The organism is Bradyrhizobium sp. USDA 4369 (genome assembly GCF_054056435.1).
Genome location: NZ_JBSRYH010000001.1, coordinates 2,744,643 through 2,757,361, shown reverse-complemented (window position 1 = coordinate 2,757,361; position 12,719 = coordinate 2,744,643). Strand labels below are relative to the sequence as shown.

11 protein-coding genes and 1 pseudogene are annotated in these 12,719 nt (G+C 66.3%); 9 read left to right on the top strand and 3 right to left on the bottom strand.

Annotation, left to right across the window (positions count from 1 at the left end):
- Window positions 1-182: 182 nt before the first annotated feature.
- The gene (rpmF, locus tag ACVIJ6_RS12500; protein WP_006610266.1) at window positions 183-365 is read right to left on the bottom strand and encodes a 50S ribosomal protein L32; all 183 of its coding nucleotides are present in this window, start codon (window positions 363-365) and stop codon (window positions 183-185) included.
- A 168-nt stretch (window positions 366-533) separates the two neighbouring features.
- Window positions 534-1,205 carry a monofunctional biosynthetic peptidoglycan transglycosylase gene (gene mtgA / locus ACVIJ6_RS12495; RefSeq protein WP_456776968.1) on the bottom strand — a complete coding sequence of 224 codons (672 nt, stop codon included), beginning with the start codon at window positions 1,203-1,205 and terminating at the stop codon, window positions 534-536.
- A 185-nt stretch (window positions 1,206-1,390) separates the two neighbouring features.
- On the opposite strand from mtgA, the gene ACVIJ6_RS12490 reads away from it, so the two are divergent.
- Both ACVIJ6_RS12490 and ACVIJ6_RS12485 read left to right on the top strand, forming a co-directional pair.
- Entirely contained in the window at window positions 1,391-2,314 is a 924-nt protein-coding gene (locus ACVIJ6_RS12490; RefSeq protein ID WP_456772968.1) for a polyprenyl synthetase family protein, read from the top strand.
- Between the two features lie 9 nt (window positions 2,315-2,323).
- On the top strand, window positions 2,324-3,016 hold the full coding sequence (locus ACVIJ6_RS12485; RefSeq protein WP_456772967.1) for a DUF1345 domain-containing protein: 693 nt from the start codon (window positions 2,324-2,326) through the stop codon (window positions 3,014-3,016).
- Here ACVIJ6_RS12485 and ACVIJ6_RS12480 read toward each other — a convergent pair whose 3' ends face one another.
- The gene (locus tag ACVIJ6_RS12480) at window positions 3,017-4,921 is read right to left on the bottom strand and encodes a caspase family protein (protein ID WP_456772966.1); all 1,905 of its coding nucleotides are present in this window, start codon (window positions 4,919-4,921) and stop codon (window positions 3,017-3,019) included.
- 216 nt (window positions 4,922-5,137) lie between these two features.
- Here ACVIJ6_RS12480 and ACVIJ6_RS12475 point away from each other — a divergent pair.
- The 7 genes and pseudogenes from ACVIJ6_RS12475 to ACVIJ6_RS12445 all read left to right on the top strand — a co-directional run bounded on the left by ACVIJ6_RS12475 (window position 5,138) and on the right by ACVIJ6_RS12445 (window position 12,710).
- Window positions 5,138-5,513 (top strand): annotated as a pseudogene (locus tag ACVIJ6_RS12475) (nuclear transport factor 2 family protein).
- 30 nt (window positions 5,514-5,543) lie between these two features.
- A complete protein-coding gene (locus tag ACVIJ6_RS12470) occupies window positions 5,544-7,151 on the top strand; it encodes a Na+/H+ antiporter (protein WP_456772965.1) in 1,608 nt (535 codons plus the stop codon).
- Between the two features lie 324 nt (window positions 7,152-7,475).
- Entirely contained in the window at window positions 7,476-8,297 is an 822-nt protein-coding gene (locus tag ACVIJ6_RS12465; protein WP_456772964.1) for an IclR family transcriptional regulator, read from the top strand.
- Window positions 8,290-9,873, top strand: coding sequence for a gamma-glutamyltransferase (ggt, locus tag ACVIJ6_RS12460; protein ID WP_456772963.1), 1,584 nt, complete (start codon window positions 8,290-8,292; stop codon window positions 9,871-9,873). Before ACVIJ6_RS12465 ends, ggt begins: the two co-directional genes overlap by 8 nt.
- A 19-nt stretch (window positions 9,874-9,892) precedes the next feature.
- Entirely contained in the window at window positions 9,893-10,738 is an 846-nt protein-coding gene (locus ACVIJ6_RS12455; RefSeq protein WP_456772962.1) for an ABC transporter ATP-binding protein, read from the top strand.
- Entirely contained in the window at window positions 10,738-11,586 is an 849-nt protein-coding gene (locus tag ACVIJ6_RS12450; protein WP_456772961.1) for an ABC transporter permease, read from the top strand. The genes ACVIJ6_RS12455 and ACVIJ6_RS12450 overlap by 1 nt, the downstream gene beginning before the upstream one ends.
- Before the next feature lie 65 nt (window positions 11,587-11,651).
- Window positions 11,652-12,710 (top strand): ABC transporter substrate-binding protein, encoded by a 1,059-nt coding sequence (locus tag ACVIJ6_RS12445; RefSeq protein ID WP_456772960.1) that lies wholly within the window; start codon window positions 11,652-11,654, stop codon window positions 12,708-12,710.
- Window positions 12,711-12,719: the final 9 nt, after the last annotated feature.

Genomic DNA, 12,719 nt, shown 5'->3' with positions numbered 1-12,719 from the left:
CTTGGGTGGGGCGGGGCCACGGCCCTGCGCGAAATCGATTGGTCGAAAGAAAAGAGATGGCGGCGAGATGGGATCACGCAGCACTCATGCGTAACGGCCCCTGCGAATCAAATCGCACGGGCCCGCTTTCACCCCAATCGATGGCCGAATTCGGGCCGCTTGGAAAGCGGCCCTGCGGGCAATCAGGCGTCTTTCTTCTTCAGGACCTGACGGCCCTTGTACATGCCGGTCTTGAGGTCCAGGTGGTGCGGACGACGCAGTTCGCCGGAGTCCTTGTCCTCGACATAGGTCGGCTTCTTGATCGCGTCAGCCGAGCGGCGCATGCCACGGCGCGACGGCGAAGTTTTTCTTCTGGGGACGGCCATATCGGTATCCTCTAGGGGTAATTTGTAAGGCATCGTCCGCGAAGGACGGCTGCAGCCATGAAGCTGGCGAGCCCGGATGCCGATCAGGCCGCGCTTATAGAGGAAGGGGTCCGGTATGGCTAGGGGCTCTCCGAGGCATTTTTGGCCAAATTTGCGTCCCCGACGCGCTCAGCGCCGCTCGCCCCAGCAGGTCTGCAGGGCCGAGGCCTGCCCCCGCACCATATAGGTCCCCGACAAACGGCGCACGCCAGGACCAGGGGCACGGGCGCTGCGCCGGACCGGATTCGGCAGGATCGCGGCCAGCAGCGCCGCCTCGCGCGGCCCCAGCCCGGCGGCTGAGCGGTTGAAGGCGTAAATTGCCCCAGCTTCGACCCCGAATTGGCCGGATGGACCGAGCTCGGCGATGTTGAGGTAGATCTCCAGGATGCGCCGCTTGCCGAGGACGAGGTCGATCCAGAGCGCCAGCGGCAGTTCCAGCGCCTTGCGGACATAGCTGCGGCCCTGCCACAGGAACAGGTTCTTGGCGACCTGCTGAGTGATGGTCGAGCCGCCACGGCTGACGTCGCCCTCCTCGGCATCGTCCATCACCTCGCGCAGCGCGCCCCAATCGATGCCGTGATGGCTGCAGAATTTGGCATCCTCGGCCGCCACAACGGACCGCGGCAGATAAGGCGACATCGCCGAAAGGTCGATCCAATGCCGCGTGACGGGCTGGCCGGTCAGCGACCGCCAGAGCATCAGGGTCGAAACCGGGTGACCGGCAGCATAGAACGGCGTCAGCACATAGGGCACGAGCAGCACCAGCACGACGATCAGCAGGATGGTTCTGACGGTACGCAATGGCAGGCGTCGCCCGGGTTGGACCGCCGAGGCGGCGGTCAGTTGCCCCGAATTATCCGACATCTGCATGAGGATTCCTGCTTTTTTCCGCCATTATGGCCGAAAGGGCCCATTGTCCCCGCAATTGACGAAGTCGCCGCCATCAACGATTGTCCGGCGAATTTCGTCCCTGGAGCTCTTCTTAAATGACTGCGACGGCCCTCACCGACTTCACCCAACGCCTGGACAAGACCGCGGAAGAGACCGAAGCCCTGCTCGGCGAGCTGCTCGGCGATGCGCCGCTGGCGGACGAGATCGCCAGGCCGCAGCGGTTGATCGAGTCGATGCGCTACTCCAGCCTGGGCGGCGGCAAGCGGCTGCGGCCGTTCCTGGTGGTCGAAAGCGCTGCCGTGTTCGGCGTGCCACGCAAGGGCGCGCTGCTGGCAGGCGCCGCGCTCGAATGCATCCACTGCTACTCGCTGATCCATGACGACCTGCCGGCGATGGACAATTCCGACCTCCGCCGCGGACGTCCGACCCTGCACAAGGTCTATGACGATGCCACCGCGATCCTGGCCGGCGACGCGCTCTTGACCATCGCCTTCGACATCATCACCCGCGACGAGATCCACCCCGACGCCGGCGTCCGCCTGGCGCTGACCCGGGCGCTGGCGCGCTGCGCCGGTGTCGGCGGCATGGCCGGCGGCCAGATCCTCGATCTCGCGGGCGAGGGTCGGTTCGGCGACCGCGGCCCGGTCGACGTCGCACGCGTCCAGCAGATGAAGACCGGCGCCCTGCTCCGCTTCGGCTGCATCGCCGGCGCCCTGCTCGGCCAAGCCTCTCCAGCCGAATACCAGGCGCTCGACGATTACGGACGCGCGCTCGGCGAGGCCTTCCAGATCGCCGACGACCTGCTCGACGTCGAGGGCGACGCCGCCACGCTCGGCAAGCCGGCCGGCGCCGACGCAGAACTCGGCAAGACCACCTTCGTTACCCAGCTCGGCATCGAGGGCGCCAAGCAGCGCGTGCGCGACCTGCTCGCCCGCGGCGATGCCGCGCTGTCGATCTTCGGCAGCAAGGGCGACGTGCTGCGCGCCGCCGCCCATTTCGTCGCCGAGCGCAAGAGCTGAGGCGAGGCGTTGGCCGGACTCCATCCCGATGATCCGGCCCTCGCCCGCTTCGTCAGGCTGCCGGCGCCGCTGCGCATCGTGTATGCGCGTCCCCGCACCTTCGTCTCGCTCGGCATCGCGATCGTCGCCTTGCTGCTGCTGCCATCGGTGCTGCGGCTGGTCACGCGGCTCCTGATCAGCTGGGACATCTTCACCGCGATCTATCTCGTCCTGGTCGCGGTGATGATGCTGCGCAGCGAGCATCATGACATCCGCCGCAAGGCGATCATGCAGGACGACGGCCGCTTCGTGATCCTGATGGTGACCGCACTGGGCGCCTTCGCCAGCATCGCCGCGATCGTGTTCGAGCTCGGCGCCTCCAAGCGCGACGCGCCGGCGCTGACGCTCGCGCTGCTCACCGTGAGCCTGTCCTGGGCGGCGGTGCATGCGACCTTCGCCCTGCACTACGCCCATGACTACTACCGCGGCGCCAAGCCCGGCGGCCTGCAATTCCCGAGCGGCGACAAGGACGAGCACGCCGACTACTGGGACTTCGTCTACTTCTCCTTCATCATCGGCATGACCGCCCAGGTCTCCGACGTCGGCATCACCGACAAGATCATCCGCCGCACCGCGACCGTGCACGGCATCATCTCGTTCGTCTACAACACCGCGCTGGTCGCCCTGATGGTCAATATCGCTGCCAGCGCGATCTCGTCCTGATCAGTTGCAGACTTCCACGCTGGCGTTGTTGGCGGGGCCGCCACCGCCGCGATATTCGAGGCGGCAGCCTTGCCGGACGGGACGGCACAGATAGGCATCGCAATAGATCTGGCCCGAGGACGGCTTCGGACGCGCCTGCGCCTGCGGCCGGGGCGGAGCAATGCTCGGCGCCACCCCGATGCCGACACCGAGACCACCGCCGCCGACACCGATCCCCACCCCGACGCCCACATTGGGAGGCGGCATCGGCATGCCCGGCTCAGGCGTCGCGCGGGCCCGGCGGCGCGACGGCGGCTCCTCCTCGTCGCTGGTGTCGCGCCTGACGACCGGCTTTTTGTCGCGCCGCTTCTCGCATTCATTGTCGTCGTTCACGAAGGAACCCTCGGCGCAGACGATGCGGGTGCAGCGATCGCCATCCGATTTGTAACCGTGCTGGCAGACCAGCGGGCAGACCCGGGCCTGCTTAAGCTTGATCGCCTGCAGCGCATCCGCCGAGGCCGCCTGGGTGTCGAGCCTGGTGCCGGCATAGCGGTTGAACTGCGACATCGAACGCCGTGAGGCGGAGCCCCAGTCGCCATCGGCGTCCTCGGTGAGGCAACCGACGCGGCGCAGCTCGAGCTGCACGGATTTGGTCAAATCGGCGGGCTGCGACGCCGGCGTGAGCGCGGCGACCTGCGGCCCCTGCTGCGGGGAGGCGGCCGGCGATGTCGCCGCACGCGGATTGTCGGCCGCCGCGAGCTGCTGCTCCTGCCGCTTCCTTTCGGCCTCGGCGGCCTGCTGCTGCGCCAGCTGATTGGCCCTTTCCGCCGCGATGCGGGCCTGCTCGGCCGCCTTGGCCTCAGCCTCCGCCTTGGCGAGCGTATCCTTGCGCGCCCCCTCGGAGGCGAGGCGCGCACGCTCTGCCTCCGTCACGCGCGCCTTCTCGGCCGCCGCGGCGCGATTCTCCTCGGCGGCCAGCTTTTCGAGCTGCAGCTTGGCGAGGCTCGCATAGAAGCCGTCGGGATATTGCGCCAGGAATGCGTTCAGCGCGCCCTTGTTGCCGACCTGCATCGCGAGTTCGTAGTCACGACGCATATCGGCCTGCGCATTGACCGGGGGCGCCACCGGCATCTGCGTGACGACGCGTGGCACGCCCGGCACCAGCGGCACGTCCTCGCCGCCGAGCGAGCCATAAACAAACGGCTCCTGGCGGTTGGAGGTCGACTTCAACACCTCGTCACGCACGAAGCCAAACGCCTTACGGACGTCCAGACCGGGAGTGGCGATGTGCCGCGACAGTGCCAGGGTAAACGGGCTGTTCGTGCCGTCGCCATCCTGCGCGGTAGAGCCGGCCTTGGCGGAATAGGCGATCAGCGTGTTGGGGCTGGTCGGCTCGATCTTGGCCAGACCGCGGCCGAGGCTGCGGGTCGCGACCGTCCGCTGCATCGTGCGTGTAAACGGATTGTCGCGACAGGCGTCGAGAATGACCAGCCGCAGCTTCTTGGCCGGCTCGACGGCAACCAGGATACGGTCGAGCGACAGCGTCTCGTCATAGACGTCGGTGTCGCGCTCGAGCCGGGCATCGATCGGGATCAGGTAGTTGGAGCCTTCGACCTCCATGCCATGGCCGGCGTAATACACCACCGCGATATCGGCATCACGGGCGGCATCGGCGAAATCGCGCAGCGCCCGCCGCGTCTCTCTGGCCGTCAGGTCGCGGCGATAGTCGACGACATCGAAGCCTGCGTTCTTGAACGTCGTGGTCATGACCGCCCCGTCATTGGCGGGGTTCGTCAGCTGCGGCACGTTCTGATAGGCCGAGTTGCCGATCACGAGCGCCACGCGCTTCTCCGCGAGCGCCGGATGGCAGAGCAGCACCAGCGCTGCCGCCAAGAGGAACCCGCCGCATCGAGCTGACCAAGACATCTGACTTCCCCATACCGCCGGGAGACCTGCTGGAACCTGTCTATCAGATTCCGGATCATTCGGCTTGTGACTGGGATCACGCAGCCATTATCCCGCTCTCGCCCAGTTCTCCACGTTTATTGCGTCGCTCTCGGGGTGGCGGCAGTTCAAGCCTTGCCAAGCACGCTTTTGCATCGAAAATGCGATCGTTGTTCGTTCGCCGCAATGGAGAGAGCCGTGAGCACAGACCGTTCCAGCATCGAGGCCGTCGTGCAGGGTTATTTCGACGCGCTCTATTGAGGGCGATGCCGACAAATTAGGCGCCGTGTTCCATCCGACCGCCGATCTGCGCTGGATCGAAAATGGCGAGCTCAAGATTCTGACCGTGCCGGACTGGCTGGCCTGGGTCCGCAAGCGTCCGTCCGCCAAGGCCGAGGGCAAGCCGCGCGAGGATTTCATCGTCACCATCGACCGTTCGGATGACAAGACCGCTTTCATCAAGGTTCGCTGCCAGCTGCCGCCGCGCTATTTCACCGATTATCTCGTCGCCATGAAGCTGAAGGACGGCTGGCAGATCGTCTCGAAGTCGTATCGCTACGATCTCAGGGACTGAGCCCGGCGCAGCGACGCCTGGCTGATCGCGATGGAAGCTCACTTTCAGATATTCCTGATCCTGCTGGCGGTGCTGGCGGGAACCGCCCTGATTGCCCGGCGTGCCAATATCGCTCCGGCAATCCTGCTGATGCTCGCCGGAATCGGCCTGGCCTTCGTGCCGGGCATGCCCGCCTTCGTTCTGCCGCCCGAACTGGTGCTCCTTGTGGTGCTGCCGCCGCTGATCTACTCGTCGAGCGTTGCGATGAGCTGGCGCGAGTTCAGGCGCAATCTGCGGCCGATCGTGCTGCTGGCGGTCGGCTGCGTGATCTTCACCGCCTCCATGGTGGCGACCGCGACCCATCTTCTGCTCGGCCTGCCCTGGAGCATCGGTTTCCTGCTCGGCGCCATCGTGGCACCTCCCGACGTCGTGGCGCCGCTCGCCATCGCGCGCCGGCTGCATCTGCCGCGCCGGGTCATGGTGATCCTCGAGGGCGAGGGCCTCGCCAATGATGCCACGGCGCTGATCCTCTACCGCTTCGCGGTCGCCGCGATCATGACCGGCACCTTTTCCTTCCCCGTTGCCGCCGGCGAGTTCGCCGCGATCGTGGTCGGCGAGATCGCCTTCGGCATCGGCGTCGGCTGGCTGATGCTGCGCGCCCGCCATTACGCGCGCGACCCCCAGGTCGAGATCACGCTGTCGCTGCTGACGCCTTACCTGGCCTATTGGATCCCCGAGCATGTCGGCGGTTCCGGCGTGATCGCGACGGTCTCTTGCGGCCTCTATATGAGCTGGAACGGCCCGCTCTGGATATCGTCCGCCACCCGTTTGCAGGGCGTGTTCTTCTGGGACCTCGTGGTCTACCTGATCGAGGGCATGCTGTTCCTGCTCACCGGCTTCCAGATGCGGCTGATCTATGAGAAGTCGAAGGTCTTCCCGCTCGATGCGATCCTGGTCGCCACGGCGCTGGTGGTCGCGATCCTGGTGATTGCGCGCTTTGCCTGGACGTTTCCGGCGACGATCCTGCCGCGCATCCTGAGCAGCTCGTTGCGCGCCCGGGATCCGCTGCCGCCCTGGCAGCAGACCTTCATCATCGGCTTCACCGGCGTGCGCGGCACCGTCTCGCTGGCGACCGCGCTGGCGCTGCCGCTGACGCTGTCGACCGGCGATGCGTTTCGCTATCGCGACCAGATCCTGTTCGTCGCCTTCGGCGTCATCTTCTTCACACTGATCGGGCTCGGCCTGACCTTGCCGCTGGTGGTGCGCTGGCTCGGCGTCGGCCGCACTGGCCGCGCCGAGCACGTCCGCGAGCACGAGCAGGAGATCGCCGCGCGCCGCGAGGTGCTGGACAGGGCGCTGCAGTCGCTGGAGACGATGACCAATGATCGCGACCTGTCCGACGAGGTCGTCCGGCTGCTGCGCGCGCGGCACGAGGTGCGCGTCAACCAGCTTCCCGAAGCACTCACCCCGGACGACTATGATGCTTCCGCGCGCGGCATCGCGCTGACCCGCGAGCTGATCGGCGTCGAGCGCAAGACCATTCACGTCATGCTCCGCGACGGCAAGATCACCGACGAGACCCGCCGCCGCATCGAGCGCGACCTCGATCTGGAAGAAGCGAGCCTCGCCAACCGCGAATATGGCCGCGTGCCGCTGTAACCGACGACATCGCCAAGGCGGCCAGCGCTGCCCGCGCCGGATCGCAACCAATCGCCGGCAGACGAATGACGCTCGCCATCCCCTGCCGATGACGATCCTTGGTCCCCGACGCCGAGATACCGGACAATTTCGATGGATGGCGGCCCGCCGGGGCACGGCCGTCGGCACGACCGTGCTCGCTCTGACGGTCTGATCTGACCAAGCGTCAGCCGTTTGCCGCCAATTTCCTCACGCCAGGCTCAAAAGTTCCGCAGCTGCGGCCTCGTGGCCGTTTGACAGAATAATTTCAATATCTGAAATTCTAGTTCAGAAATGAGGATCATGATGGCTCGGCTCACCCCGGTGCAACGCAAGACCGATACGACCCTGCTGGACCCCGGCGAGGATGCCCGGATCGTTCAGGGATTGGCCCGCGGACTCGCGGTGCTCAGGGCCTTCCAGCCGGGCGAGACGTCGCTGAGCAACACCGAGCTGGCGGCGCGTACCGGCCTCGCCAAGTGCACGATCTCGCGGCTGACGCAGACACTGACCGCGCTGGGCTATCTGTCCTATGTGCCGCGCCTAGGTCGTTACCAATTGGGGGGCGGCGTGGTCGCGCTGTGCCACTCGCTGCTGGCGGGCATGCCGCACCGCCTCGCCGCGCGGCCGCTGCTGCAGGACATCGCCGATTTCGCCAGGTTGCCGGCCTCTCTCGGCATGCCGGATCAGAACGAGATGCTGACGATCGAGACCGCGCGGCATGCGGGCCTGCGCCCGCCGCGCTTCGATCTCGGCGCGAGGCTTCCGATCGAAACGACGTCGATGGGACGCGCCTATCTGTTTGCTCTGCCGGCGGACGAGCGCACCCTGCTGCTGCGCCGGCTGCGCCTGAAATGGACCAAGACGGAGTGGCAGAAGATCGATGGCGGCATCGACAAGGCGTTCACGTCGCTGGCCGAGCGCGGCTTCTGCGTCTCGCTCGGCGATAGGCGCCCCGATGTGTTCGCGGTCGGCGCGCCGCTGGTGACGCCCGAAGGGCTGGTGCTCGCGCTCAACTGCGGCGGCATGCCGTCGGAAGTCACGGCCGAGCGGCTCGAACATGAGATCGGTCCACGGCTCGCACGCGCAGCATCACAACTCTCGGCACAGGACCGCAACCATGCGTGATTTCAGCAAGCCCGGACGCTCGGACACCATCGGCGAACGCGGTATGGTTTGTACGTCGCATCCGGCGGCGTCGGCAGCTGGCCTCGACATGCTTCGATCAGGCGGCAACGCCATGGACGCGGCGATCGCCGCCGTCGCCGTCCAATGCGTGGTCGAGCCGCATATGACCGGAATCGGCGGCGACTGCTTCGCTTTGTTCTCCTGGAACGGTGCGGCGCCGATCGCACTGAACGGCTCGGGCCGTGCGCCGCAGGCTGCGACGGCCGCGTGGTACGTCGACCGCGGCCTGACGGCGATCCCGGACCATTCGGCCCACGCTGTCACCATCCCCGGCGCGATCGCAGCCTGGTGCACGCTCAACAAGGATTATGGCGCCAAGTCCCTCGCGGAAGTCCTCGCGCCGGCGATCAGCCTCGCCGAGCAGGGTATGCGGGTCACCGCGCGCGTCGCATGGGACTGGGCGCGGCAGGTCGAAAAACTCTCCCGCGATCCCGACGCCCGCGCCGCTTTCCTGCCTGGCGGCAAGCCGCCGGCGTTCGGCGATCTTTTCCGCAATCCGGCCCTTGGCCGCACCTTGCGTGCCGTGGCTCAGGACGGCGCGGCTGCGTTCTATCGCGGCGGGGTGGCGGAGGCGCTGACACGCAAGCTGCGCGCCCATGACGGGCTGCACAGCATCAACGACTTCGCAAGCGAGCACAGCGATTACGTGCAGCCGGTCAGCACGGCATATCGCGGCCACACGGTCTACGAATGCCCTCCGGCGGGGCAGGGCCTGGCGGCGCTGATGATCCTGCGCCTGATCGAACGCTTCGAACTCGGCCAGCCGCAGCACTCCGAGGCAGACCGGATCCACTATCTGGCCGAAGCGACCAAAGCCGCCTACCGCGCGCGCGACGCCTATTTCAGCGATCCCGCGTTCGGACCCACGCCTGTGGCCAGCTTCCTCTCCGACGACTGGACGCAGCGCGCGAGCGATCTGATCCAACGCGACCGCGCCACCGCGCCGGAAGCCTGGGGCGAGATCGAGCACAAGGACACGGTCTATGTCTCCGTCGTCGATCGCGATCTGAACGCCGTCTCGCTGATCAATTCGTTGTTCGCAGCGTTCGGCAGCGGCCTCTACGAGCCCACGACCGGCGTGTTGCTGCATAATCGCGGCCTCGGCTTTCGAACCGATCCGACGCATCCGAGCGCGATCGCCCCCGGAAAGCGGCCGATGCACACCATCATTCCGGGAATGCTCTATCGCGACAATCTCCCGGTGATGCCGTTCGGCGTGATGGGCGGCCACTACCAGGCGACGGGCCACGCCCACTTCGTCTCGCAGATCCTCGATCACGGACGCAGCGTTCAGGAAGCAGCCGACGCACCGCGCTCGTTCGCCTTCGACGGCAAGCTGTCGCTGGAGACGGCCATCTCAGCCGACGTGAAGCGCGACCTCGAAGGCCGGGGCCACACGGTCGAATGGTCTGATTTCCCGATCGGTGGCGCCCAGGCGGTCTGGATCGATCGCGAGCGCGGCATTCTGATCGGAGCATCCGACCAGCGCAAAGACGGGATGGCGCTAGGGTTCTAAGGCGAAGAAGGAAAAAGCCATGGATGACCGGATCTCACAGGACCAACGGAACGCATCCCGGGCTTCACCGCCAACCGTCTCCTCCGGTCCCGGTGCTCACCCCTCCGCGATCCATGTCTCCGCTCTCTGCAAGACCTACGGCACCGACGACACCGGCGTCATGGCCTTGGACGACATCAACCTGGACATCCGTGCCGGGGAGTTCGTCACGGTCGTCGGCCCATCCGGCTGCGGAAAATCGACATTGATGCGCATGATCGCCGGGCTGATCGCGCCGAGCCGCGGCGAGATCCGGCTGGGCGGCGAGATCGTCCGGGGAACGCGGCGCGACATCGGCATCGTCTTCCAGTCGCCCGTGCTGTTTCCGTGGCGCACCGTGCTCGAAAACGTCCTGATTCCGATCGACGTTCAGCGCCGCGGCCGGCAGCAGAACCTGCCCAAGGCGCGCGACCTGCTCGGCATGGTCGGCCTGGCCGATTTCGCCCACCGTTATCCAGCGGAGTTGTCGGGCGGCATGCAGCAGCGCGTCGGCATCGCGCGGGCGCTGGTCAACGATCCGGCGATCCTGCTGATGGACGAACCGTTCGGCGCCCTCGACGCCATGACGCGAGAAAATCTCAACGTCGAATTGCAGCGGCTCTGGCAGAGCAACGGCAGCACCGTTCTGCTCATCACCCATTCCATCTCCGAAGCCGTCTTCCTCGCCGACCGCGTCGTGGTGATGACCGCGCGGCCGGGACGGATCGCCGAAGTGCTGGAGATCGACCTGCCGCGGCGGCGCACGCTCGAGATGATGGGCAGCACCGCGTTCGGCCACTACGTCAACCGCATCAGGACCCATTTCGGCGCCAAAGGAGTGGACTAATGCTCGACCTCACCTCCATCGACACGCCGCGAAACCGCATTCTGAGTGTTCTGCTGCTCGTCGGCCTGCTCGCAGGCTGGGAGGCCGTGATCCGCGTGTTCGGCATCGCGGCCTTCATCCTTCCGGCGCCATCGGCCGTCGCGCAGGCGCTGTGGCGTGGCTTCGCGAATGGGCCGTTCCTGCAGCACACTCTGGTCACCGTTGCGGAGGTGGTGCTCGGCTTCATCTTCGGCTCCGCCGTCGGCCTGGTGCTCGGCGTCGGCATCGCGCTCAATCGACACATCGCCTATTTCGTCTATCCCTACATCGTGATGTTCCTGTCGATGCCGAAAGTAGCGCTGGCGCCGCTGATCGTGCTCTGGTTCGGCCTCGGCATCACATCAAAGATCGTGACGGCCGCGCTGGTCACCTTTTTCCCGGTGATGGTCAACACCATCGCCGGCCTCAACGCCGCCGATCGCGACGGCATCGACCTGATCCGCTCGCTCGGCGGCACCGAGCGCCAGATCTTCACCATGCTTCGGCTGCCGGCGGCTCTCCCCATGATCGTCGCTGGGCTGGAGATCGCGATGACACTCTCCTTGATCGGAACGGTGGTCGCCGAGCTGATCGGCGCCGAGCAGGGCCTGGGCATGCTGATGCAGAGCATGAATTTCTCGATGGATACCGCCGGCGTCTTCTCGATCCTGATCGTGCTCGCAATCGTCGGCCTGGTCCTGAATCAGGCGCTGAAGTCGGCGCGCCGCCGGGTGATCTTCTGGGAAAATGCCGGCCGCGCCGCATCGACCCCATCCAAGCGCTCGCCGCCCGCAAGCGAGGTCGAGAACACGCTGGCCGTTTCGCGCTGAGCAGAACGTCTCCCACGGCAGCAGGACGTTGCGTGTCGCGGGTCGGTCAAACGGAGGAAGAGGACATGAACTACAAGTCTGCACTCGTGGCCGCGTCACTGGGCCTTGCGGTGCTGCTCCAGGCCACGGCCGCCATCGCGCAGACCAAAGTCAGAGTGGGCTGGTGCACCAGCGTTCCAACCACCGGCGCCGTGCCGTTTGCCGTGGCGACCAAGCTCGGCTGGTTCAAGCAGGCCGGCGTGGATGTCGAGCTCGTCAATTTTCCCGGCTCCTCCGATTGCGTCCGCAATATCGCCACCGGCGAGGTGCTGGTCGCCGTGCCAACCGTCGATCCGGTCGCCATCCTGAATTTGACCGGCGTCAGAACCCAGGTGTTCTACACCGCCTATCGCCGCAACATCTTCGGGCTGGCGGTGCCGGCCGACAGTGCCATCAAGACCTACGCCGACCTGCGCGGCAAGAAGATCGGCGTCACCTCAATGGCCTCGGCGGGCGTGATCGTCGCGCGATCGGTCGCCAAATCGGTGTCGCTGGACCCCGACCGCGACATTCGGATCCTGGTGTCCGGGCAGCCGGCCCAGACCGCGGTCCTGCTCAAGCGCGGCGACATCGACGCCGTATCGCAGTGGGACACGCAGTACACGCTGATGGAGCTGGCCGGCGTGCCGATGCGCCAGCTCGACGACAAATATCTCGGCTCTTTTCCGGCCAACAGCTTCGTGGCCACACCCGACACCATCAAGACCAAGAGCGATCTGCTGAGCCGGATGATGCGCGCCTACACGATGGGCGTGCTGTACACGATCGCGAAGCCGCGCGCCGCCGGCGAGATGTTCCATGCGGTCTATCCGCAGGTGGTCCCGGCTGGCATGGACCCGGTCCAGGCCCTGGACCAGACGACGGCCCTGCTGGCCACGGTCATCGGCAAATGGACGCTTGAGTCGGCCGACATGCGCTGGGGCGAGAGCAACATCGAAACCTATCAGCGCTATCTCGACTGGCTCCGCGATGCCGGCATCCTGAAGGACAAGGTCGATGCGCACGACATCGCGACCAACGAGCTGGTCGAGAACATCAACAAGGACCTGGATCTGAAGGCCGTCGACGCCGCGCTGGCCAATTGAATCCGAGCC